Below are 22,325 nucleotides of genomic sequence, written 5' to 3'. Positions count from 1 at the left end.
TTTCGTAAATTTTTTTATCCTTCGATCTTGCCCACCACCAGATATTCGAGCAGCGCTTTTTGCACATGCAGGCGGTTTTCTGCTTCATCCCACACTACAGATTGCGGGCCATCGATCACACTGGCAGACACTTCTTCGCCACGGTGTGCGGGCAGACAATGCATGAACAGGGCATCCGGATTAGCGCGTGCCATCTTAGCCTCATCCACGATCCAGCCGTCAAAGGCTTTCAGGCGTGCTTCGTTTTCTGCTTCATAACCCATGCTGGTCCAGACATCGGTATTGACCAGATCTACGCCAGCACAGGCATCGGATGGGTTATCGAACAGGGTGTAATGCGCAGTATCTGCACCCACCAGCGACATATCCATCTCATAGCCTTTCGGTGTCGAGACATGCAGGTGGAAACCGAACACCTGCGCTGCCTGCAGCCAGGAATACAGCATATTATTCGCGTCACCGATCCAGGCGACTTTCTTGCCTGCGATAGAGCCACGATGTTCTATGTAAGTGAACACATCTGCCAGGATCTGGCAGGGGTGATGCTGATTGGTCAGGCCGTTAATCACAGGTACGCGCGAATTGGCGGCGAATTTTTCTATCATTTCCTGCTCGAAGGTACGGATCATGATGATGTCGCACATGCGCGACATGACCTGACCTGCATCTTCTACCGGCTCCCCGCGTCCAAGCTGGCTGTCTCGCGTATTCAGGTAAATCGCAGCACCACCGAGCTGATGCATGCCTGCCTCAAACGACAGGCGGGTACGGGTGGAGTTTTTTTCGAATACCATGACCAGCGTGCGGTCGACCAGCGGATGATAGGTCTGATACGCCTTAAAGCGCTGCTTGATAATGCGCGCACGCTGCATCACATATTCAAATTCTGAGCGGGTGAAATCGGAGAATTGCAGGAAGTGTTTGATAGCCATAAATAAAACGGGCAGCATGGGGGCATGCCGCCGCCTGTCATAACTGCTTAATTATAAGGGATTAAATTCTCTTTCCCATATGAAATTCAGGAAAAAGCAATTTAAGACGTAATAGTGCCGTGAATATGAATTATTTACGAATTATTCATGCGTTAGCGACGAATTATTCACGGACTATTATGACTTGGTCAGTATATTTGCGTACCGGAGCAACTTACTCCAGATTGTCAATTCTAGTCAATTGGTAAAAAAACTTAATTCAATATGGAAATGTTGCCTGTTTGCCAGTAGCAAATGAGCGCATCATATTTATAATTGTGCGCAATTCCCGAAATGTTTGTTCCATGCCGAAATAAAGTGTAATCCGCTGGCGCTGGGGTCAACATGAGGTCGGGAATACGTCAGATTAATCAGCACCACTTTTTTGAGTCGAAACTATGAGCGCACTGTTAGCCGGACTGACCGTCCTGATCATTGGCGATAGCCACATGTCCACCCCTGATTATCTGATCACGACTTTGCATGATGATCTGATGAGCAAAGGTGCGGTGGTGTATTCCTTCGGTGCCTGCGGTGTGGCTGCCGGTGACTGGATGGTGAAAAGCCAGTCCTCCTGCGGCGGTGCGGTACGTCTGAAAGATGGTCCGGTCGAGGTCAAAACTGGTCAGGATGCAATGACGCGTCCTTTCAATGAACTGGTTAAAACCTACAAACCAAATTTAGTGGTGGTCGTCAACGGTGACACCATGGCTGGCTATACCCAGCCTGAACTGCAGAAAACCTGGATCTGGCAACAGGTGTCACGTCTGACTAAGGGCGTGAAAAATAATGGCGTGGCCTGCGTCTGGGTAGGTCCGGCCTGGGGTACAGAAGGCGGCAAATTCAACAAGACTTATGCGCGCGCTAAAGAAATGTCCGGCTATTTGTCTGAAATCGTCGCACCATGCACCTATGTGGATTCGCTCAAGCTGTCCCAGCCTGGCGAATGGGGCTCGATAGATGGCCAGCATTTTGATAATGCCGGCTATAAATCCTGGGGAACAGCGATCGGTAATGCGATCAGCACACCAGCGATTATCAATACCATCAAGCGTTAAACCGTCTTCCGGACGCAATGCCAGCCAGTCCTGCGCGATGCAGAGACTGGCTGCTAAACAATTAAATAAGCAAGTAAGCAAGCACGTAAGCTGACAGCAGGGTAAGTAGCCTGCTGGCAACCAGAATGCCACCGAACCCTGACACCTATCATGAAAAAATTTGCCCTCAGCTGCATCACATTGGCGCTGTCCCTCAATGCCTATGCGGATAATCCTTTATATGAAACCGGTCCCGGTCAGGATTCTTCGTTTGTGCGCTTTCTGAATGCCGCCAGCGACAAAGCCAGCGTGGTCAATGGCAGTGCCAAAGTGGCGCTGGGAGCACAGACTGATAATCGGGTATCACGTTTTTATCCGGTCAAAGCCGGTGATAAGCTGAGCGCCACGGTACAAGTCGGCAATCATAAAACAGCGATTGATGTCGTTGCCAAGCCAGGTGAATTCATCACTATCGCCATCGTCAATAAAGGCAATGGTCTGGACAGCCTGATCGTGCGTGAGTCGCCTGCTGATTTCAATGCCAATCGCGCTTCCATTTCCTTGCTTAATGCTGATCCAGCCTGTACTGCAGCTGGCCTGAATGGTGGTGCTAAAGGTGCGTCGGTATTCGAGAATGTGGCGACTGGTACTACCCAGCGCCGTCTGGTGAATGCAGTCAAACTCAGTGTGCAGGCACAATGCAATAAGGCCGATGCCGGTGCTGCCGTGGATATGGGCCAGTTGCAGGCGGGCGAACGTTACAGCGTGATCGTGATTCCGTCTAAAAAAGCGCAGCAAGTCTTTTTCGTGCGCGACAGCACATCCTGATCTGACACCGGACCGCAGCTATGGTATTTGCCTCACTTGAGTTTCTGACTCTGTTTTTGCCCCTGTTCTTTGCCCTGTACCTGGTCACACCGCAGAACTACCGCAACCATACGCTGCTGGTCGGCAGCTGGATTTTTTATGCCTGGTGGACGCCCAAGTTCCTGATCCTGATCATCGCGCTGACCCTGTTGGCCTGGGGCGCAGCGATCCTGATCGACAAGACGCAGGATGAAAAATGGAAGACGCGCTGGATGGCCTGGGCCATTGTACTCAACCTGGCATCGCTGGTTTGGTACAAGTACACCAATATGCTGGTGTCTACACTCAATGAATTCCTGACCGGACGCCAGATGGAAGCACTGCCGTGGGAGCATGTGATGCTGCCCATCGCCTTGTCATTCACCGTGTTGCACGCGATTTCCTATGTGGTGGATGTGCGGCGCAAGGTGGTACCTGCGCAGTATGATGTGCTGGCATTTTCTGCCTATATGGCGATGTTCCCGCATCTGATAGCCGGTCCTATCGTACGTTACAAAGTCATCGATAAGGAATTGCGCGAACGCGTATTTTCGATGGAAAAGTTCTCGCTCGGCGTGCGTCGCTTCATGATAGGTTTTTCCATGAAGGTGCTGATCGCCGATACGCTGGCACCGGTAGTGGCACTGTGTTTCGGTCTCAAACATCCCGGCTTCTGGGATGCCTGGATAGGTTGCATCGCCTATACCTTTCAGCTGTATTTTGATTTCGCCGGTTACAGTGCAATGGCCATCGGACTGGGCCTGATGCTGGGCTTTCATTTCGAAGAGAATTTCAACAACCCGTATCTGGCGGTATCGATACAGGACTTCTGGCGCCGCTGGCATCAGACTTTGTCGTCCTGGTTAAGAGATTATCTGTACATCAGTCTGGGTGGTAACCGTCAGGGACCCTTACGCACTTATGTCAATCTGATGCTGACCATGGCGATCGGTGGTTTATGGCATGGTGGCGATAACTGGAATTATCTGATCTGGGGCATTATTCAAGGTACGGCCCTGTGCTGTGACCGTGCGTTTACTCAGCGTGGTTACTCTATGCCGGATTATGCCTCGCGTGCACTGACTATGTTGACCGTGATGTTCGCCTGGACTATCTTCCGCGCTACTGGCTTTGATAATGCACTGGGCATGTGGGCCGGTCAGCTCGGCTTACACGGTTTCGGCATACAGGATGAAGTGATCCTGGCGCTGCGTCCTATGATTATCCTGACCTTCCTGATTGGTTTACTGTGCGTGGTCTATCCGGCCACACCGATTGCGAAACGCGGCGGCCTCGGCGTAATGAGCTGGAGCATGCTGTGGCCAGTGCTGACTTTCAGTTATGGTGTGATCGTGCTGGCGGGTCAGAAGGCCGTTCCCTTCCTGTATTTTCAGTTTTAAGAGGCTGATATGAGTGAAGCATTTATCTATCGCCCTGAACGTGCCGGACTGTGGAAGTACCTGCCGGCAGCCGCGTTTGCGGCCATCACGCTGGGTGGCTTTGCAGTTGGTATTCAGACTTTACGTGCGATTCCTGCTGACAAATGGAGTGAGATGGCCGACTGGAAAAAAGTCGCACAAGGTGAATCCACGCGCATCCTGACTTCGCAATTGAACGAAAAATTCATCTTCAGCAAAGCCTTCGCGGCGACCGAACGCGCAGTCAGCTGGAACCTGGCGCGTGATACCGGCGCTCAGGTCAGGCCCGGATGTAGTGGCTGGTTTTTTCTGACCGAAGAATTGAGCAGCTTTGATGACGCCGCCCAGAATGCCAAAGCACGTGCCTGGATGGTAGGGCAGGTGGCAACACTGCTTAAAGCGCAAGGCATACCGCTGGTGGTGGCCGTGGTGCCGGACAAGGCGCGCATGGAAAACAGCCATACTTGTGGCCTATATCGTCCGGCTGCTTTTGGTCCGCGTATGGATCAGTGGATAGGCGAATTACAGCAGGCACAGGTGCCAGTGCTGGATTTGCGCTTGCCGCTGCAGGCTGTGACCGGGGAGCGTTATTACCGCACTGATTCTCACTGGAATGAAGCCGGTGCCAATGCGGTGGCCGCATATATCGCGACTCAGTTACGTCAGAAGCAGTGGATCAGCTCGGACGCTGCGCCGCTCAATGCTGACAGCGTGAAGAGCCGTCAGGGCGAACGCATGGGTGATTTGTATAAAGTCTCCAGCCTGGAAGGCCTGCCAGCCTGGGCCAGACCGGCGACTGAAATTACCACCCTAAGTGAAGTCGCACCGGTGGTGGTCAATAGCGATGATTTGTTTGGTGACAGCGGCTTACCCGCCTTGTCGCTGATCGGTACTTCATTCAGCCTGCGTGGCAATTTTGTGCCTTTCCTGAGCCGCCATGTCGGTGCGCCCGTTGCGAATCTGGCGAAAGACGGTGGTGCCTTCGACGGCGCGGCACAAGCCTATTTTCACAGCAAAGAATTTAGTCAGGAAGCCCCCAAGCTAGTGCTGTGGGAAATCCCGGAACGCATGATACAGCGCCCGCTTGAGCCCAAAGAACGCGCCTGGTTTGAACGTCTGCGTCAGGGTAAGCTCTGATAATGCGAGCACCCTTGATCCAAATACTGATGCACTAAAATTCGTCATCCCTGCGCAGGCAGGGATCCAGTGTCTCGCGACTGGTACGCCACTGGATTCCCGCCTGCGCGGGAATGACGCTTTCTGAGTCAAACCGGCAATGATGTCTATCATGCCAACAATGCCAACAATGCCAACAATGTGTATGCATGCCGCACCACACGAAGTGGAATCACCCAGCTAAACGCCTCAATACCCGACAGTTTGCTTCGATTCGTGCACCAGTTGCTCGAATAGCTCATGGCGCATGCTGCTGATTTCGCCATCGCTGATCGCGGCCAGGATGGCGCAGCCAGGTTCGGTGTGGTGATGGCAGTTATAGAAGCGGCACTTACCCAGATGTGGCACAAATTCCGGGAAGGCCCGTTCCAGCATACCTTCGCTCAAATGATGCAGACCAAACTCCTGAAAACCCGGTGAATCAATCACATAGGACTGTGCATCGAGCTGATACAGACGGGTGAAGGTGGTGGTGTGTTTGCCGGTATCCAGCGCTGCAGAGATTTCACGGGTGGCGATATCGGCATCCGGTATCAACAGATTAATCAGCGAAGATTTACCCATGCCGGATTGACCGATCAGGATAGTGCTTTGCCCACGTGTCAGTGTTTCCAGCAGCACGCGGGTTGCTTCAGGCTGTTCTTTGGCTGATACCTCATGCACAGGATAGCCCAGTCCCGCGTACAGTCCGGCACGCTCTCTGGCCTTATCGAGGGAGGCGGTGACGTCGGTTTTATTCAGTATCAGCACAGGTTGTATACCGGCTGATTCCGCCGCGACCAGGGCGCGTGATACCAGATCATCGCTAAAGCTGGGCTCAGTCGCGATCACGATCAGCAATTGCGTCAGATTGGCCGCCAGCATTTTGGATTTGTACTGATCCGAGCGATAGAGCAGGGTTTTGCGCGGGGTGATGGCTTCGATCACACCCTGATTTTTCGAGGTCAGCGCAAATTCGACCACATCGCCGACCGACACATCACTCTTTTTGCCACGCGTGACGCAGTGCAGTTTATGCTGCTCGCCATCCAGTTCTGCCTGTATCAGATAATGCCGGCCATGCGCGGCGATCACCAGTCCTTGTAAGTGTGCCATCAGGAAAAGCTTTGCTCGAAAATCGCATCGACCTTGGCCGCGCAAATAAAGTCACTGACTGAAATACCGCCTTTGCCGTCGTTCACGGTATGGGTGTCGAAGCGGATCAGGCAGCGGTTATAGGTGACCACCAGCTCAGGATGGTGATCTTCCGCGTGGATCACATAGGCAATCGCATTGATGAAGGCCAGGGTTTCATAATAATTTTTGAATTGAAAGGTCTTCACGATACGCGGCCCATCCTGGCTCCAGCCCGGGGTCGCAGCAAAGTAAGCGCTGAGTTCCGCATCCGCCAGCCCGGTTTCTGTATGCTGGGATTTGAGTGCGAGTAAGTCGGCAGTTTTCATCATCATTCCTTCAAAGTGGTCTCAGGGCTGCGCTTCACTGTGCGGCCAGCAAATGCTGGATGCGGATCGCGGCCGGTGGGTGGGAGTCATAGAATGCAGAGTGTAAAGGGTCAGGCGTCAGTGTCGATGCGTTATCGTCATACATTTTGACCAGCGCCGCAATCAGATCCTGCGCACTCGCATGTTTAGCGGCAAAGGCATCGGCTTCAAATTCATGCTTGCGTGAACTGATCGCCGCCAATGGCGACAACAGGAAAGTAAATACCGGCAGGACCAGCATGAACAGTAACAAAGCCATCGCATCATTTTGCGCCAGTAACAGCGGATCAACGCCCAGGCCGGTATAGAACCATACCTGCTGCTTCAGATAGCCGAGCAAAGCCAGGAAGCCCAGTGAAAAAACAAACATCACGCTGATACGCTTGACGATGTGGCGCAGTTTGAAATGCCCCAGTTCATGCGCAAGTACTGCTTCGATTTCTGCCGGGCTCAGTTTTTCAATCAAGGTATCGAAAAACACGATGCGCTTCGCTGCACCAAAGCCAGAGAAATAGGCATTGCCATGCGCACTGCGCTTAGAGCCATCCATCACAAACAAACCCTTAGAGGCAAAACCGACTCTGGCCATCAAGCCTTCGATACGGCTGCGTAAGCTGTCATCTTCCAGCGGGGTGAAGCGGTTGAACAGCGGTGCGATAAACGTTGGGTAAATCAGCATCATCAGGAACTGAAAGCCAGTCCAGACCAGCCAGGTGTACAGCCACCACAGATCACCTGCCGAGGCCATCAGCGTCAGCACCAGCCACAACAGCGGCGCGCCTATCGCGGCGCCCAGCAGACTGCTTTTGATCAGATCCCGCACAAACAGCGAGCGTGTCATTTTGTTAAAGCCAAACTTTTCTTCGACCACAAACTGCGAATAGTAAGCAAATGGCAAGTCCAGCACGCCCGTGATCAGCGCAAATGCGGCAAACAGGCTGAGCTGGTACAGCATGCCCGGCCCGGTGATGCCCGCGATCGTGACTGACAACCATTGCAGCCCACCAAACAGCGTGAAGCCCAATAGCACGGGCACATTCAGCATCAGCATCAACAAGCCCAGCTTGGTCTTGGTCACGGTGTAGTCGGCCGCTTTCTGATGCGCTGCCAGACTGATTTTTTTCGCGAATTGCGCTGGCACGCTGTCGCGTTTGCACAGGATGTGGCGGATATGGCGTGCGCTGAGCCAGAACTGCAAGCACACAGAAATCAGCAAAAAGCCGATGAAGAAAACCGAAAAGCTGACAGAATTCATGGGAAAATGTGACATTCGTAAAAAAGCTAAGGAAGAATTATGTCACAAGCGACCGATATGCAAGCAAACAACGCAGCAGCAGCGCGCGCCAATGAGCTCAATCTGATCTGGGTAGACATGGAAATGACTGGTCTGGACCCTGACAATGACAGAATTATCGAAGTCGCCGTCGTGGTCACCGACTCAGAACTCAATGTACTGGCAGAAGGCCCGGTGTTTGCGATTCATCAGTCCGATGAGACCCTCGATAAAATGGATGCCTGGAACAAAGGCACCCACGGCCGCTCCGGTCTGATCGACCGCGTCAAAGCCTCCACAGTCAGCGAAGCCGATGCCGAGCAAGCCCTGATCGATTTCCTCAAAGTCTGGGTACCGGCCGGTAAATCGCCGATGTGCGGTAACTCCATCTGCCAGGACCGCCGCTTCATGGCACGCGGCATGCCTAAGCTGGAAGCCTTCTTCCACTACCGCAATCTGGACGTGTCCACCCTCAAAGAATTATGCCGCCGCTGGAAACCAGAGCTGCTGGCCGGATTCAAAAAACACCAGAAACACACCGCGCTGGCCGACATCGTGGAATCCATAGAAGAACTCAAGTACTACCGCCAGCATTTCATCAAGGAGTAAGCCAGCGGCTGTTCTCAGCGTTGGCCTGCTCCGCAGCTATCGTGCGTTGCAGGTGTGATTGCAGCATAGCGGCGAAAAAAAAGCTACCCGGTTTTTATTGGGTAGCTTTTTTTGTGTTCAGGTATTCCTCAGCCCGATAGCTCAATTTTTCTTTTGATTCTTGTTCATTGATCATTTATTTTCCTTAGCTTGAATTTACCTACACTAACCTAAGCACTGGCGACAGGGCCGTGGATATCAGGCCTTTTCGACTTCAGACCAAACCAGGGGCGTAACAGCTTGAAGCGGCTGACGAGTAAATAAGCTGCGTAGCTAACAACGAAAGTGATAAGAATGAGGAGAGGACCCTCGATTGCCGGCCGAAGCTTGAGCGGTAGCAAAGCCTGACTGGCAACGATAAGTATGGTTTGATGCAGGATATACACTGGAAATACGGCTTCCGTGAGAAGACGCCTGGCTGGCGAATCTGTGTTTAAGTAAGTCTTTGCAAATCCGAAGGCTGCGACGATGGCACACCATTGGTAAATAGCGACCACCGCATGCTCAAGTGGCTTTGCCGGGCGCTCAAAAACCAGTACCGCCCAAAATACCAAAGCCAGCGTCAGTGCCAGCCAACGCGCCGCAGCCAGGCGTTCCCAAAGGACTTTGGATGTCGCAAATGCCGCCCCGCAAACGAACATGCCGAGGTAGCTGATATGGTTGAACCAGTCGCCAACCAACGCGTGCGTTGAGGGGTAGCGTTCAAAAAATGCAAGTCTGGCGGCAAGAATCAGCAGCGTAGGTATGATGATCAAGCCAATTCCGCGCAGCGTGTAGTCCAGGAGCCGGGATGCCGCTTGAATGGCGCCCGGCCATACGGCCAGCAAGCTACATGACAGCAGCGTATAGACCCAGAGATAAGGCAAGAACCAGAGGTGGTTCCAGGTGGGCAGGATCAGGCACTGATTGTCACTACAAAAGCCACGATAGCGGCCAAAGTAGAGGCGAAGAAACTCAAAGTAGTCACCCGAATAGCCGAACTTCTGCACTACCTGAAAATACGACTGAGGCGGCACGATCAATACCATGCCCAATAGCAGAGGCAACAGCAGACTGGCACTACGGCGCCTGATCAGCGTAAGGCTTGGGCCACCTTTCAACATATACGCAGTCGCCGCGCCGGAAATCATGAATAACAAACTCATGCGCCACGGTTCACTCAGTTTCATCCATGGTTCCAGACCCGGCCCGGCAAAAGGACTCTTCACATGGAAGTCCCAGCTCACGTAGTACATACCAACGTGATACACGACCAGACCAGCAAATGCCAGTATGCGCAGCCAGTCTAAAAAGTACAGACGTTCGACAGATGGGGAGTGTGGATTCATGGATGTGCAGGGGAGATTTATCGTCGAAATGTGTAAGGAAGTACAACGATAATAATTGATTTATTTTCATGAAATCAATGATTAAACTCCAGCCGTCTCAAATGATCCACAGTTGGCTGTGTTGTCCTGATGGCGCTACTTATCGCTCCGGCTCAAGCAAAACTCCGGGAGTTCTATGCTGAGGCACATCCGTTTTCAGGCCGGACGCAGTGTGCCGGGCGTTGAATGCCTTCATCCTCCCGGATGTGTGGCAATGCCATCTGCCAGAACCGCCGCTTTACGGCGCACGGTATGCCTAAGCTGGTCCCAGTAGCTGCTGGCCGAATCCAAAAAACAGCAGAAAAACACCGCGCTGGCCGACCATCAAAGAGTAAACCAGCGGCTGCTTTCAGCGTTGGCTTGCACTGTACCCGTTGGATTTTAAGGGCGCGAGTCTGGCTGTAAGAGCGCGCTGATGCTGGCGTGAGCGCAGCATAGCCGAATTATTTTTATTAGCACGCTGTAGGAGGAGATTCACTGGGTCATGCAAAGGTTTTATTTAGTTTTAAATTTGATCAAAGTCATTAGGTTTATTCAAAACTGACTTAACTTCTTTACGTGATGTAATCGCTGCTGTCACACACACAATAGTAGTTAGTAATGCCATTTTAATAGCATCAAAGTACTTTGCCGACCTATTGTGTGTAGCAACTAAGGCTGTGTAATCATTAAATACCAAGGCAGAAGCAGTAGCGAAATCGCTGACAAATTGCATAGAATTACACTTAAAGCAAAGAATTGATTTTTTATCTGAGTAGATTCGCATACCCAATTGAATTCTTTTAACGTGAATATCTGTTAATTCATTGTCGGATAATTTTGATTCATCTACCGAAAAATTTTTTTCAAGTTCCTCTACTATTTCATCTAGATTCTTCCGTATTTCTCGATGCTTGTCGCTGGCAGCAAGAAATGCTTTTAGGTGATCAGCTATTAATTTTTTCTCTGATTTATCTAAACCATTAGCTTCATCGTAAAGTCGATTTTGAGCTTCCATGATATTTGAGATAACCATTCCCTGATATTCTAGTTGACGGCTTAATTGCGCGACTTCAAGACTAAACTCTCTATAAAAACCAGTTGTCTGATTACTTAATGTTACCCGGTTTGATTTAGGCTCGGTTTGGATTACTACGTGATTTGCTATCCCTAAATGCCGAATTTCCGCCAAAGTCTTGAATATCTCATTGTTCCAGTGATTTAATTGGAATGTATATTGGTCTTTGCCACTTTCTATGGTTTTCCCGCTGTATGAAAACATATAGCTTTGAACTATAAACGATAGTGCAGCTGCACTTGAAATCAGAAGCGCCGTCGAAATTGATCGCCATCTATTTGCAAGTGTATGTAACTTATTTTTATTGTCGCTAAATATTGCTATCATTTTCCTTAATTTATGAGACGTAAAAGAGAATATTTTGTTCGCCGATTTTTTTAAGGTTAGAAATTGCGATACCAATTCGACCTGCTCCACTCACAAAGAAATCTGGTTTGTCAAAGAACTCGATATCCCCTTTGGAGGCAATCGCGTATTGCAGCTCAAAGTCTTAATAGCCGCACACTCAAGCTGCAACGGGGATGCTTTTGTCATGTCAATGCTGGGTGTGTATTAAATAAAAAAGATAAAATACCATGTTTGCATAAAGGTAACAATGTCGTCTCATTTGACTCAAGCGATTCAAACCGAGAGGTAGGAATTAGAATCGTCATCTTCTCCTCCACACAAACCCCACAACAATAAAAAAACGTCCGCCAGTTGCACACAACGGGCAGACGTTTTATAGGCTGAGTTGCTGGCTCTGTGCTGCTGATTGATCAGCAGCAGCACAGAGCTTAGCTTAGCGAACAGGCCGGGGGCTTATACGCCCAGCAGTTCTACTTCAAAAATCAAAGTTGCATTTGGAGGGATTACGCCGCCTGCGCCGCGTGGACCGTAGCCCAGGCTGGAAGGGATAGTCAGGATGCGGGTGCCGCCGATTTTCATGCCTTGTACGCCTTCATCCCAGCCCTTGATCACATGGCCTGCGCCCAGTGGGAAAGAGAATGGATCGTTGCGGTCTTTGCTGGAGTCGAATTTTTTGCCAGCAGAGCCGTCCGGGTTTTGCAACCAGCCGGTGTAGTGCACCACGACGTGGTTACCAGCTTGCGCTTCTGCGCCTTCGCCGACAACTTTGTCTTCATATTGCAAACCGCTGACGGTAGTAATAGTGCTCATGGTTTCTCCTCAATCTAAAAAATGTGGCGCAATTGTAGATCAAAAGTCCGCAGCAGATGGCGCGTGCAGGCCGAAATGTCGCCAGCAGCCAGTATTTATGCGGGGTTTTGAAAACTAATTTTTGTGAAATAGCGTAAATTTATCGGGATAAGCGCTTGATTTTGCTCAAGTTAGCGGCAAAAGCAGAAAAACCATGTACAGAAACAAAAACTAGGTCGTCTTTGCACGGTAAAATGCGGACTTGATTCTTTTATTTGCGGTCTTCTTTCATGCGTAGTCGTTCCTTGCTGGCGTCTTTACTGGTTGCTTTCCTCGTTCCATTTGCTGCTCCTGCAGTGCATGCCAATGTGGTGGTGGTACTTAACTCCCGTGATGCCACGGTCAGTTTGCTGGATCAGCAAACGTATAAAGAAATCAGTACCTTCCCTATCGGTAAAGAGCCGCATCATCTGATGGCGACGCCGGATAACAAGTCGCTCATCGTGGCCAATGCGGTCGGTGATGAACTGGTGTTCCTCGATCCTAAGACCGGTCAGATTCAGCGTCGTATCAGCGATATCGCCGATCCGTATCAGATTGGTTTTTCACCGGATCAAAAATGGTTTGTGTCCAATTCCCTGCGCCTGGACCGCGTCGATTTTTACCGCTATGACGGCAAAGATCTGAAACTGACCAACCGCGTGCCGCTCGCAAAATTGCCTAGCCATATGGCCTTTGATGCGGCCAGCACCACCGTGTTCATTACTCAGCAAGGCAGCGATCAGGTCTCGGCGATTGATCTTGCCACGCAAAAAGTGAAATGGACTATCCCGGTTGGCAAACTGCCAGCGGGTATCGTGATGACACCGGATGATAAATATCTCTTGGTTGGTATCATGGGTAAGGATTATGTGGAAGTGATCGACTGGCGCGCGCAGAAGACGGTGAAGCGTATCAAGGCCGGTGTCGGTACCCATAACTTCCGCGCCATGGGCGACAAGCGTCACATTTTTGTGTCTAACCGCACTTCGAATGAAATTAACATCCTGGATCAGCAAACCCTGGAAATGGTAGGCTCGATTCCGGTTCCGGGTGGTCCCGATTGTATGGAAGTCAGTGAAGACGGCAAAACCCTGTGGGCGACGCTGCGCTGGATTAAGAAAGTCGCCGTGGTTGATATCCCTAGCCGCAAAGTGATTAAGCTGATACCGGTTGGCCGTTCACCGCATGGTGTGTATTTTGCGAACCGTGCCGGCAATATGTAAGGCAAAAGCAGGGCTGGCCTCAGCCCTGTTGTGTTTCAGCGCCGCCGCACTGGCGGCTGATGCGCAGTTGCCAGGCACTACCAATGCCGCCAACGTGGCCAGCAAGTCCTGTCGCGGCACTATCTATCTGACTTTCGATACCGGCAGCCAGTCGCAAGCCGAATTCATCGCCAGCACCCTCAGAAAATACCGTATCAAAGCCAGTTTTTTTCTGGCTAACGAGAAAACTACACGTGGCGATTATTCACTGTCGCCGGAATGGGCTGGCTACTGGAAGCAACTGGTGGCGGATGGCCATGCTTTTGGCAGCCACACCTTTGATCATGTGTATGTGCAGTCGGATGCGCCGGATGGCCGCATACGGCTGAAGCCCCAGTTCGGCGCACAGGCCGGGCAGAGTTTGCTATGGACCCCGGCACAATACTGCGAAGAATTGAAGCGGGTGGACCAGCGTTTCCTGCAACTCACAGGCCAGCATCTGGACCCTTATTGGCGCGCACCCGGTGGCAAGCTGACACCTGGTCTGAGTGCAGCCGGTGCTGCCTGTGGCTATGCGCATGTGGGCTGGGCACCAGCCGGGTTTTCCGGGGATGAGTTATCGAGTGAGAAATTCAGTAATGCCAGCCTGTTACAGCGCATGCTGAAAGACCTTAACGATGGTGACATCGTGATGGCCCATCTGGGCATCTGGTCACGCCGCGACCCCTGGGCACCGGCCAATCTGGAACCCTTAATTCAGGGTTTGCAGCAGAAATCCTTTTGTTTTGCTACGCTACGCGAGCATCCACTTTATCGTTTGAAAAAATAATGAATGTCTCTGATTTGCTGACCAATAGTCAGGCCTGGCTGTTCGAAACCATCGTACAGCCCGCCATGTTTTTTCTGGGCCTGGGTGAATTTGTAGAAGATGCCTTTGAAGGCGTGGAATGGTTTGTACTCGGCGTACTGCAACTGATTGTGCTCTTTCTGGTATTGCGTCCGCTGGAAGCCTGGATACCGGTGCATGCGATCACCGACCGGCGCGCGCGTTGGAATGATTTCATTTACACCGCATTACACCGGCTGGGTGCGTTTTCGATTGCGGTGTTTTTCATTCTCGATCCGGTGCTGGACCATATCACCGCGCTGCTGCATTTGCAGGGTGTGAATCCGCTGCATCTGGAACATCTGTGGTCGGGCTTTTTACAGTATCCGGCGTTGCTGTTCCTGGCCTACCTGGTGGTGCTGGACTTTTTTGACTACTGGTACCACCGCGCCGAGCATCATTTCAACTGGTGGTGGGGGCTGCACAGTCTGCACCACAGTCAGCGCAATATGAATCTGTGGAGCGATAACCGCAATCACTTGCTGGATGACTTTATCCGCGATATCTACATGGGTGTGATTGCGATTGTGATCGGCGTCGAGCCGCGTCAGTACGTGATGCTGGTGATGGCATCGCAAATGCTGCAAAGCCTGCAGCACGCCAATGTGCGCATCCATTTCGGAAAAATCGGTGAATACCTGCTGGTGTCGCCACGCTTTCACCGCCTGCACCATACGATAGGCTTAGGCCATGAAAGTGAAGGCAAGGGCACGCTGGGCGGACATAATTTTGCGGTCTTGTTCCCGGTCTGGGATGTGCTGTTTGGTACCGCCTTGTTCCAGAAAGAGTTTGTCGTGACTGGCATCCGGGATCAGTTACCGGCACCGGAAGGCAGCGACAGAAACTATGGACAGGGTTTCTGGTCTCAGCAATACCTGGGCATCAAACGTATGCTGGGATTGGAAAAGGAAAGTCACTCATGAATATCGCTGCAGTCGGTCTGGCCTGGGGGCGCGCTGTCGCTGCCCAGCTGCATTATCGTATGCTATTGCTCACGCTGCTGCCGTTTCTGGCCGCGCTGGTGATCTGGGGTGTCGTGATCGGTTTTGGGCTGCAGGCCTTGATTGATTTTGTGCAGCAATGGTTAGGCAGCCATAACAGTTTTCAGACTGCCGGTGAAATACTGGCGGCGCTCGGACTGCTGAGTTTTAAGGCGCTGGTGGTGCCCTTACTGGCAATGTGGTTGCTGCTGCCGCTGATGGTATTTACCGCGCTGAGTTGTATTGCCTTGTTCGCGATGCCCGCGATAGGTCGCCATGTCAGCAGCCGCCATTATCCTGCGCTGGAACTCAGACATGGTGGCTCTTTGCTGGGTAGCGTCGCCCACTCCATGAGCTCGTTTGTGATTTTTCTGCTGCTGTGGTTGCTGAGCCTGCCGCTGATGTTTCTGCCGCCGCTGAACCTGGTGCTGCAGCCGCTGCTCTGGGGTTGGCTGACTTACCGTGTGATGAGCTATGATGCGCTGGCGGATTTTGCTGATGCTGATGAGCGCCGTGCCTTGGTGCGCGAGCATCGCTGGTCGCTGATACTGATCGGTACCATCGCCGGTTTGTTTGGCGCAGCGCCTGGGCTGTTATGGCTGGGCGGGGTCTTGTCCTTCCTGTTGCTGCCGCTGATTGCGGGCGTCGCGGTGTGGTTATATGTGTTTGTGTTTGTCTTCACCGGACTCTGGTTTCAGCATTACTGCCTGGCTGCTTTGCAGGCTTACCGGCGTAAGCAGGAACCGGTGCTGGGTACCAGGCTGGATAGCCGCAAGGCAGACTCAAGCGAGGACGTCGCCAACGGTCCGGCCAGCAAGCCAGCGTTTCCGGCTATCCGCAATTAAGAGATTAACTGATTAACTGATTGAATAAGTGACTGAATAAGCGACAGGGCGGAGACAATATGGGATTTGGTGTAATTATCATCGGCGATGAAATCTTATCCGGCAAGCGGCAGGACAAACATTTAAGCCGCGTGATCGCAAGCCTGCAGCAACGTGGCCTGCAACTCGACTGGGCGGAATATGTGGGCGATCAGCCTGAGCGCATCATCGCGACTTTGCGCCGCAGTTTCGCCTCGGGTGACATCGTGTTTTCAACTGGCGGCATCGGTGCCACGCCGGATGACCATACCCGCCAATGTGCAGCGGCTGCGCTGGATTTACCCATCGTTCTGCATCCTGATGCCAAGGTCTGCATACAGCAACGCATACTGAGCATGGCGGCCGAGGCCGGACAGACTGTGGATCTGGACAGCCCGGACAATTTGCAGCGGCTGAAGATGGGCGAATTCCCGCAGGGCGCGGCGCTGATTCCTAATCCCTACAACAATATCCCCGGCTTTGCGATTCAACACCATTACTTCGTGCCCGGCTTTCCGGTGATGGCCTGGCCGATGATAGACTGGGTGCTGGATACCCATTACCCGCATCTGTTCCATCAACAGCCGAAAGCAGAAAAATCCGTGCTGGTATACGACGCCATCGAGTCTGTGCTGACACCGCTGATGGAACAGCTGGAGCAGGATTTTCCTTTGATAAAAATCTTCAGTCTGCCCAGCGTGGCGACCGCGACAGAACGCCGTCATATCGAGCTGGGCGTGAAGGGCGATCCGCAGCAAGTGGATGCCGCTTTTCAGGTGATGTTAAGCGGCCTCGATGCGCTGCAGTCTGAGTATGTGCCAGCACCTTTGCAGGCTAAAAACTGATCTGACTGATCTGACTGATCAGACTGTGCGCACCACATAAACCGATCTGGACTGATGCAGAAAATTAAATTCACCCTGTTTTCGCTGCGCGCCTTGTTGTTGGCGGCCTTGCCCTTCATTCTGACGGCAGTCGTGGTGTGTGGGCTCGCGTACTGGCTGGTGGACCCGGCTCCACCGCGTGTGATCGATATGTCGACCGGCCCGGCCAACAGCGCCTATGCACGCTTTGCGCAGCTGTATGCGCAGGAGCTGGCTAAAAACAAGATCACTTTACGGCTACAGACTTCAGAAGGCTCACAAGAAAATTTTGACCGCATCCGCAGCCCGGATTCGCAAATTGAAGTCGGTTTCGTGCGCAGTGGTTCCACCGATCCTGACAGTGCACAGGAGCAGGGCCTGATCTCTTTGGGCAGTCTGTTTTACGAACCGATCTGGGTGTTTTACCGTTCGCGTCAGGAACTTAGCAATCTCAGTCAGTTTAAAGGCAAGCGCATCAATCTGGGTGCCGAGGGCAATGGCATAGGGCGTATTTTCAGCCAGATACTGGCGGCCAATCATTTGCAGGAAGCCGATGTACAGATACAGCGCTCACCCGATCAGGATGCGGCCGATGCGCTGCTACGCGGTGATACCGATGTGCTGGTACTCAGCGCAGGCAGCGATTCGCCGCTGGTGCAAAGGCTGATGCAAAGCAGTGGCATACGGCTGTTTGATTTCGTGCAGGCCGAAGCCTATACCCGGCGCTTTCCCTATCTGTCCCAGGTCACACTGGCGCGCGGCATGATCGATATCGGCAAAGATATTCCGGCGCGCGATTATCATCTGATCTCGCCGACTGTGACCCTGGTCGCGCATGAAAGCTTGCATCCGGCGCTGATCGCCTTACTGTTGCAAGCTGCGCAGAAAATCCATAGCCGCGCCGACTGGCTCAGCCATCGCGCTGAATTCCCTTCAGATCGCTATACCGAAATCCCGGTCTCGGCTGATGCGGAAAAATTCTATCAGCATGGCATACCGGTGCTGCAGCGTTATCTGCCTTTCTGGATTGCGAATTTCATCGAGCGTATGTGGTTTGTGATCGTGGCGCTTGGTGCCTTGCTATTGCCATTGTCGAAAATTATTCCGCCGCTGTATGTATGGCGCATCCGCTCACGCGTATATCGCTGGTACGGCCAGTTACGGCTGGTGGAGCAGGTGATGGACGAGTTGCCAGCAAGCGGACGTACTCAGCTGCTGCAACAGCAACTGAGCCGGCTGGATGAGATCGAGGATAAGGTCAACCGCATCAGCATTCCCTTATCCTACGCCGAAGAGCTATACGGCTTGCGCAGTCATATCGACTTCGTGCGCAAACGTGTACTCAGTCTGATGGCAGAGCCGCCACCGGCGTGATGTCTGCAAAACTGTGCAGGCTGGCCAACTAAATCTACCTACGCCACCTTTGCCACCTATGTCAGCTGTGCCAGCAATTGCAATGCCTGTGCTAACTGCGCATCCGGCAAATTCAGCATCTGGTCGCCGACAACCCATTCAAACATGCATTGCTGTGGCAGTGCTGTGTGTACCGCCTGATTGAACAGCCAGATGCCGTGTTCAGCTGCGACCTGATTGCGCCAGGCGATAGCGCGCTCTCTGTCCACCGGCAAGTACAGATGCAGCATATTCACTTGCGGTTGCGCCGGATTGCAGATCAGTGCCGGATAGGCTTGCAGCATCGTATATAACTGCCGGGTTCGGTGCAGGCAGGCGGGCATTGCAGCCAGTCGGGCATCGAATTGCATGGCAGCCGCCACCACATAGGGCGTGCGGCGGAATACATTGCCACCCTGACGGTGCATCCAGACTTTTGCCTTCGCCAAAAAATCCGGGCGACCTAACAACATCGCACCCGCCATACCGCCTATGCCCTTGTAAAACGATACGTAGACGCTGTCAAAACCAGCCGCAATTTCGTGCAATGGACGCGCATAACCCGCTGCGGCTTCCCACAGACGTGCACCGTCCATATGCAGATGGATATCCTGCTTCCGGCAATACGCCTTGACCGCGTTCAGTGCTTCCCAGTCAGGTAACTGGCCGCCAATTTCACGCATAGGCAATTCATATTGGGCCGCAGAGATGTGTTCGGCATGCGCCTGTAAATCCGCCACGCCCCAGGGCCGGTAAGGATTGCCGGTGTGTAGTGCAGTGAAGTGCTGCAGGGTTTGAAAGTTGGCGCGTTCATGCACCAGGATGTGTGAGCTCGGATGTAGCGCAACCAGCGGACTGCCGCGTTCTTCACAGGCCAGGCGCAAGGCAGTCACTTGCGCCATCGTGCCGCTGATGCAGAACAAACCGGCTTCCATGCCGAGCAGGTCAGCGATTTTCTGTTCGAAAGACTGGATCAGTTCACCTTCACCATACACATCGTGGCTGATCTGATGCTGTTCACACCAGGCGGCCATGTCAGCAAAACTTTGTGCGGGTGAGGGCAGGGCGTGGCCGGGTAATATCGTGTGGCAACTGGCTTTTAATTGCTGTAATTCGGCATCGGTCATGCGGCGGTCTCCGTGGTCAGATTTTTTTTTTGCACTCAGTATGCCACGGCTGTTCCGGCCTGCGCAGACTTTCCTGTTTCAGTCCGTTGGGGCTTGCCGATCTGGGCTAGAATCTGGGTTTTCTGCCTCTTGCGAACTTACCATCATGAGCAATACTCACACCGCGCATCCTGACTGGATCACCCCGTATGAAGCGGGCAACCGCAACCAGACGACACAGTGGGAAGACTGCATCGCTTTTTATCAAAAGCTGGCGCAGCAATTTCCACAGGCGCTGCATTTTTTTGAAATCGGTCAGTCTGATTCCGGCCGTCCTATTCACGCCGGTGTGGTCACTGCAGATGGTGTGTTCGACCGCGCGCAGTTAAAGGCGCAGGGTCGCACAGTTTTTTTTAATAATAACGGTATCCATCCGGGAGAGCCGGAAGGGGTTGATGGCTGTATGGCGCTGGTGCGTGATTTCTGTACCGATGCGACACGCCGCGCTGCGCTTGGTTCTACAGTATTTTTGTTCATCCCTCTGTATAACGTGGATGGCAGTAAAAACCGTCAGAATACCTCGCGTGTGAATCAGGATGGGCCTGAGAGTTTTGGCTTCCGTGGCAATAGCCTGCATCTGGATCTGAACCGCGATTTCATCAAATGCGACAGCCTGAATGCACAGGTATTCAACCGCTTCTTCAGCGCCTGGAGCCCGGATGTGATGGTGGATACCCATACCTCGAATGGCGCGGATTATGCGTACACCATGACGCTGATACAAACCCAGGCTGACAAACTCGGTTATGGCCTCGGCCCTTTCCTGAGCCAGACTATGCTGCCAGCGATTTATGCCGATATGACGCAGCGTGGCTGGCCGACTTGCCCGTATGTGAATCCGGTCAAAGATATTCCGGATCACGGCATAGAAGACTTTCTGGAAACGCCGCGCTTTTCGACTGGCTATGCCGCCTTGCATCACACCATAGGCTTCATGCCGGAAACGCATATGCTCAAGCCTTTCGCCGATCGCTATGAATCCATGCGCGCGCTGGTCGATAGTGTGCTGGCATTCACGGTCAGCCATGGCAGCGAAATTCAGCGGCTGCGCCGCGAAGCACGGGCAGCGGCTGCCAGTCAGGCACAGGTGGCGGTCAAATGGCGTGCTGATCATACGCAGCCAGCGAGTTTTTTATTCAGCGGCTACCAGGCTGTGTACAGCCCCAGCGTGATCGGCAATTACACGCGCCTGTCGTATGACCGCAATCAGCCCTGGCAAAAGCCTATCCCATATTTCAACCGCTTCGTGGCCGATGTAGTGGTGCAGCGCCCACGCGCTTATCTGATTCCGCAAGCCTGGCGTCATGTGATCGAGCGCCTGCAATGGAATGGTGTGCAGGCTGAACGACTCAGCGCAGATCAGGAAATTCCGGTGCAGGTGTACCGCATACAAAGCGTGCAAACCCGTGCGCATGCGTATGAGGGGCATATGTTCCACGATCAGCTGGAACTCAGCAGCAGCATGGAAACCCTGCATGCCGAAGCCGGTGATTATCTGGTGCATCTGCATCAGGATCAGGCGCGCTATGTGATGGAAACGCTGGAACCGCAAGCGCATGACAGCCTGTTCCGCTGGGGCTTTTTCAACAGCGTGCTGGAGAAAAAAGAAGCGTATTCGGATTATGTGTTTGAAGACAGCGCCGCAGAAATCCTGCGCGATGAGCCGGAAACCCGCGCCGCATTTGAGGCCTGGAAGAGCGCCCATCCTGAGCTCTTGAATAATCAGGAAGCGGTGCTGGATTTCATCTTCACCCATTGCCAGCGTTACCGTGAACCGGAGTGGAATCGTTACCCGGTGTATCGCGTGTTGTAAGCCTTGGTGCTGTAATCAGAGCGGAAAAGAATGGAAAAGTGTATAGAAAATTTCCGTACGGAAATGCTATTTATTTTTTCGTTCTGATTGCAAATCTGTGCTTTGCATTTACAAAGCTCTTCATTAGAATAAGTTGCTTCAGGCAAAATAGTTTTGCTTATTCGTTGAAGGGGACATCATGAAAAAATTCTTGAAACTGGCAGTAGCAGGTTTGTTAATCGCTGGCGGTACATCGGTCGCCGTGGCTGAAGGTGTGGATGTGTCGGTAGATGGTATTTTCACCGCATTGAGCAGCAGTTCCAATTTGCAGGCAACAGTAGACAGCCTGGTTGCCAGCGGTGCTAACCCACAGGCTATCGTTTCTGTTGCGGCAGCGGCTGGTATTCCTTTGAATACTGTCAAAGAACTGCAAGTCTGCAAAAACTCTGCTTCCGCGGATGCGAACGTACTCGGTGCGTCCTGCATGCGTCAATCCAGCATCACCACTGCCTACGCAGCCGGTGCGAATGATCCGATGAAATTCCTGCCAGCGTCTGCTGCAGGTAAAGTCAAAAAACAAGAAACTAAGTAATTTCAGCGATCCGGCGTAACTGGCAGCCCGGCAGACCAACTGCCTAAGCCCGTACGCGGAGACCGCTCAGGTCAACGAAAATCCTGCGTCCAGCCAGTCTGGTGCAGGATTTTTTGTTTGTGGTCGGGATAATGCG

Annotated in this window: 21 protein-coding genes; 13 read left to right on the top strand and 8 right to left on the bottom strand. The window is 52.5% G+C overall.

Annotated elements, in window-relative coordinates:
- Window positions 1-14 precede the first annotated feature (14 nt).
- Complete coding sequence (argF, locus tag EYB48_RS15080) at window positions 15-932, bottom strand: ornithine carbamoyltransferase (protein ID WP_162021282.1); 918 nt, start codon at window positions 930-932, stop codon at window positions 15-17.
- A gap of 437 nt (window positions 933-1,369) precedes the next feature.
- Between argF and EYB48_RS15075 the strand changes: the two genes are divergently transcribed.
- The 4 genes from EYB48_RS15075 (at window position 1,370) to EYB48_RS15060 (ending at window position 5,409) form a co-directional block, all read left to right on the top strand.
- Window positions 1,370-2,029: an SGNH/GDSL hydrolase family protein gene (locus tag EYB48_RS15075; protein ID WP_162021202.1), complete on the top strand. Its 660-nt coding sequence runs from the start codon at window positions 1,370-1,372 to the stop codon at window positions 2,027-2,029.
- 150 nt (window positions 2,030-2,179) lie between these two features.
- Complete coding sequence (locus EYB48_RS15070; protein ID WP_162021201.1) at window positions 2,180-2,836, top strand: alginate O-acetyltransferase AlgF; 657 nt, start codon at window positions 2,180-2,182, stop codon at window positions 2,834-2,836.
- A 20-nt stretch (window positions 2,837-2,856) separates the two neighbouring features.
- A complete protein-coding gene (locus EYB48_RS15065) occupies window positions 2,857-4,254 on the top strand; it encodes an MBOAT family O-acyltransferase (RefSeq protein ID WP_162021200.1) in 1,398 nt (465 codons plus the stop codon).
- A 9-nt stretch (window positions 4,255-4,263) separates the two neighbouring features.
- The gene (locus EYB48_RS15060; RefSeq protein WP_162021199.1) at window positions 4,264-5,409 is read left to right on the top strand and encodes an alginate O-acetyltransferase AlgX-related protein; all 1,146 of its coding nucleotides are present in this window, start codon (window positions 4,264-4,266) and stop codon (window positions 5,407-5,409) included.
- A gap of 228 nt (window positions 5,410-5,637) precedes the next feature.
- Here the strand turns inward: EYB48_RS15060 and rsgA are convergent, their stop codons facing one another.
- Genes rsgA through EYB48_RS15045 form a run of 3 tightly spaced genes read right to left on the bottom strand, consistent with a single transcriptional unit; the run spans window position 5,638 to window position 8,184 of the window.
- Window positions 5,638-6,543: a ribosome small subunit-dependent GTPase A gene (rsgA, locus tag EYB48_RS15055; protein WP_162021198.1), complete on the bottom strand. Its 906-nt coding sequence runs from the start codon at window positions 6,541-6,543 to the stop codon at window positions 5,638-5,640.
- Window positions 6,543-6,896 carry a 4a-hydroxytetrahydrobiopterin dehydratase gene (locus EYB48_RS15050; protein WP_408058309.1) on the bottom strand — a complete coding sequence of 118 codons (354 nt, stop codon included), beginning with the start codon at window positions 6,894-6,896 and terminating at the stop codon, window positions 6,543-6,545. The genes rsgA and EYB48_RS15050 overlap by 1 nt, the downstream gene beginning before the upstream one ends.
- A gap of 28 nt (window positions 6,897-6,924) precedes the next feature.
- Window positions 6,925-8,184, bottom strand: coding sequence for a M48 family metallopeptidase (locus EYB48_RS15045; RefSeq protein WP_162021197.1), 1,260 nt, complete (start codon window positions 8,182-8,184; stop codon window positions 6,925-6,927).
- Between the two features lie 39 nt (window positions 8,185-8,223).
- Here EYB48_RS15045 and orn point away from each other — a divergent pair, with 39 nt between their 5' ends.
- Window positions 8,224-8,811: an oligoribonuclease gene (gene orn / locus EYB48_RS15040; protein ID WP_162021196.1), complete on the top strand. Its 588-nt coding sequence runs from the start codon at window positions 8,224-8,226 to the stop codon at window positions 8,809-8,811.
- A gap of 209 nt (window positions 8,812-9,020) precedes the next feature.
- On the opposite strand, the gene EYB48_RS15035 is transcribed toward orn, so the two are convergent.
- The 3 genes from EYB48_RS15035 to EYB48_RS15025 all read right to left on the bottom strand — a co-directional run bounded on the left by EYB48_RS15035 (window position 9,021) and on the right by EYB48_RS15025 (window position 12,432).
- On the bottom strand, window positions 9,021-10,178 hold the full coding sequence (locus EYB48_RS15035) for an acyltransferase family protein (protein ID WP_162021195.1): 1,158 nt from the start codon (window positions 10,176-10,178) through the stop codon (window positions 9,021-9,023).
- 544 nt (window positions 10,179-10,722) lie between these two features.
- On the bottom strand, window positions 10,723-11,601 hold the full coding sequence (locus tag EYB48_RS15030) for a hypothetical protein (RefSeq protein ID WP_162021194.1): 879 nt from the start codon (window positions 11,599-11,601) through the stop codon (window positions 10,723-10,725).
- A gap of 474 nt (window positions 11,602-12,075) precedes the next feature.
- Entirely contained in the window at window positions 12,076-12,432 is a 357-nt protein-coding gene (locus EYB48_RS15025) for an FKBP-type peptidyl-prolyl cis-trans isomerase (RefSeq protein ID WP_162021193.1), read from the bottom strand.
- A gap of 269 nt (window positions 12,433-12,701) precedes the next feature.
- Between EYB48_RS15025 and EYB48_RS15020 the strand changes: the two genes are divergently transcribed.
- The 6 genes from EYB48_RS15020 to EYB48_RS14995 are packed head-to-tail and all read left to right on the top strand — an operon-like array spanning window position 12,702 to window position 18,621.
- A complete protein-coding gene (locus tag EYB48_RS15020; protein ID WP_162021192.1) occupies window positions 12,702-13,676 on the top strand; it encodes a YVTN family beta-propeller repeat protein in 975 nt (324 codons plus the stop codon).
- On the top strand, window positions 13,651-14,484 hold the full coding sequence (locus EYB48_RS15015; RefSeq protein ID WP_408058308.1) for a polysaccharide deacetylase family protein: 834 nt from the start codon (window positions 13,651-13,653) through the stop codon (window positions 14,482-14,484). Before EYB48_RS15020 ends, EYB48_RS15015 begins: the two co-directional genes overlap by 26 nt.
- Window positions 14,484-15,464 carry a sterol desaturase family protein gene (locus EYB48_RS15010; RefSeq protein ID WP_162021190.1) on the top strand — a complete coding sequence of 327 codons (981 nt, stop codon included), beginning with the start codon at window positions 14,484-14,486 and terminating at the stop codon, window positions 15,462-15,464. The genes EYB48_RS15015 and EYB48_RS15010 overlap by 1 nt, the downstream gene beginning before the upstream one ends.
- A complete protein-coding gene (locus EYB48_RS15005) occupies window positions 15,461-16,366 on the top strand; it encodes an EI24 domain-containing protein (RefSeq protein WP_162021189.1) in 906 nt (301 codons plus the stop codon). Before EYB48_RS15010 ends, EYB48_RS15005 begins: the two co-directional genes overlap by 4 nt.
- Before the next feature lie 59 nt (window positions 16,367-16,425).
- A complete protein-coding gene (locus tag EYB48_RS15000) occupies window positions 16,426-17,229 on the top strand; it encodes a competence/damage-inducible protein A (protein ID WP_162021188.1) in 804 nt (267 codons plus the stop codon).
- Between the two features lie 54 nt (window positions 17,230-17,283).
- Window positions 17,284-18,621, top strand: coding sequence for a TAXI family TRAP transporter solute-binding subunit (locus EYB48_RS14995; RefSeq protein WP_162021187.1), 1,338 nt, complete (start codon window positions 17,284-17,286; stop codon window positions 18,619-18,621).
- Between the two features lie 56 nt (window positions 18,622-18,677).
- Here the strand turns inward: EYB48_RS14995 and EYB48_RS14990 are convergent, their stop codons facing one another.
- Window positions 18,678-19,766, bottom strand: a complete 1,089-nt coding sequence (locus EYB48_RS14990; protein WP_162021186.1) for a threonine aldolase family protein — start codon at window positions 19,764-19,766, stop codon at window positions 18,678-18,680.
- Between the two features lie 145 nt (window positions 19,767-19,911).
- Between EYB48_RS14990 and EYB48_RS14985 the strand changes: the two genes are divergently transcribed.
- Complete coding sequence (locus tag EYB48_RS14985; RefSeq protein ID WP_162021185.1) at window positions 19,912-21,618, top strand: M14 family zinc carboxypeptidase; 1,707 nt, start codon at window positions 19,912-19,914, stop codon at window positions 21,616-21,618.
- A 178-nt stretch (window positions 21,619-21,796) separates the two neighbouring features.
- Window positions 21,797-22,189, top strand: a complete 393-nt coding sequence (locus EYB48_RS14980; protein WP_162021184.1) for a hypothetical protein — start codon at window positions 21,797-21,799, stop codon at window positions 22,187-22,189.
- Window positions 22,190-22,325 lie beyond the last annotated feature (136 nt).

It is taken from the genome of Cognatundibacterium crateris, assembly GCF_010078235.1.
Classification (GTDB): Bacteria; Pseudomonadota; Gammaproteobacteria; order Burkholderiales; family Burkholderiaceae_D; genus Undibacterium; species Undibacterium crateris.
Note: the sequence above shows the minus strand (reverse complement) of the source record. Positions and strands in the feature narration are given on the sequence as shown.

Bases quoted from the DNA above. Each gene is read 5' to 3' on its own strand.
- EYB48_RS14980 (WP_162021184.1), top strand. From the start codon at position 21,797: ATGAAAAAATTCTTGAAACTGGCAGTAGCAGGTTTGTTAATCGCTGGC.
- EYB48_RS14985 (WP_162021185.1), top strand. From the start codon at position 19,912: ATGAGCAATACTCACACCGCGCATCCTGACTGGATCACCCCGTATGAA.
- EYB48_RS15050 (WP_408058309.1), bottom strand. From the start codon at position 6,896: ATGATGATGAAAACTGCCGACTTACTCGCACTCAAATCCCAGCATACA.
- argF (WP_162021282.1), bottom strand. From the start codon at position 932: ATGGCTATCAAACACTTCCTGCAATTCTCCGATTTCACCCGCTCAGAA.
- EYB48_RS15005 (WP_162021189.1), top strand. From the start codon at position 15,461: ATGAATATCGCTGCAGTCGGTCTGGCCTGGGGGCGCGCTGTCGCTGCC.
- EYB48_RS15010 (WP_162021190.1), top strand. From the start codon at position 14,484: ATGAATGTCTCTGATTTGCTGACCAATAGTCAGGCCTGGCTGTTCGAA.
- EYB48_RS15045 (WP_162021197.1), bottom strand. From the start codon at position 8,184: ATGAATTCTGTCAGCTTTTCGGTTTTCTTCATCGGCTTTTTGCTGATT.
- rsgA (WP_162021198.1), bottom strand. From the start codon at position 6,543: ATGGCACACTTACAAGGACTGGTGATCGCCGCGCATGGCCGGCATTAT.
- EYB48_RS15070 (WP_162021201.1), top strand. From the start codon at position 2,180: ATGAAAAAATTTGCCCTCAGCTGCATCACATTGGCGCTGTCCCTCAAT.
- EYB48_RS14990 (WP_162021186.1), bottom strand. From the start codon at position 19,766: ATGACCGATGCCGAATTACAGCAATTAAAAGCCAGTTGCCACACGATA.
- EYB48_RS15030 (WP_162021194.1), bottom strand. From the start codon at position 11,601: ATGATAGCAATATTTAGCGACAATAAAAATAAGTTACATACACTTGCA.
- EYB48_RS15020 (WP_162021192.1), top strand. From the start codon at position 12,702: ATGCGTAGTCGTTCCTTGCTGGCGTCTTTACTGGTTGCTTTCCTCGTT.
- EYB48_RS15025 (WP_162021193.1), bottom strand. From the start codon at position 12,432: ATGAGCACTATTACTACCGTCAGCGGTTTGCAATATGAAGACAAAGTT.
- EYB48_RS14995 (WP_162021187.1), top strand. From the start codon at position 17,284: ATGCAGAAAATTAAATTCACCCTGTTTTCGCTGCGCGCCTTGTTGTTG.
- orn (WP_162021196.1), top strand. From the start codon at position 8,224: ATGTCACAAGCGACCGATATGCAAGCAAACAACGCAGCAGCAGCGCGC.
- EYB48_RS15075 (WP_162021202.1), top strand. From the start codon at position 1,370: ATGAGCGCACTGTTAGCCGGACTGACCGTCCTGATCATTGGCGATAGC.
- EYB48_RS15035 (WP_162021195.1), bottom strand. From the start codon at position 10,178: ATGAATCCACACTCCCCATCTGTCGAACGTCTGTACTTTTTAGACTGG.
- EYB48_RS15000 (WP_162021188.1), top strand. From the start codon at position 16,426: ATGGGATTTGGTGTAATTATCATCGGCGATGAAATCTTATCCGGCAAG.
- EYB48_RS15060 (WP_162021199.1), top strand. From the start codon at position 4,264: ATGAGTGAAGCATTTATCTATCGCCCTGAACGTGCCGGACTGTGGAAG.
- EYB48_RS15065 (WP_162021200.1), top strand. From the start codon at position 2,857: ATGGTATTTGCCTCACTTGAGTTTCTGACTCTGTTTTTGCCCCTGTTC.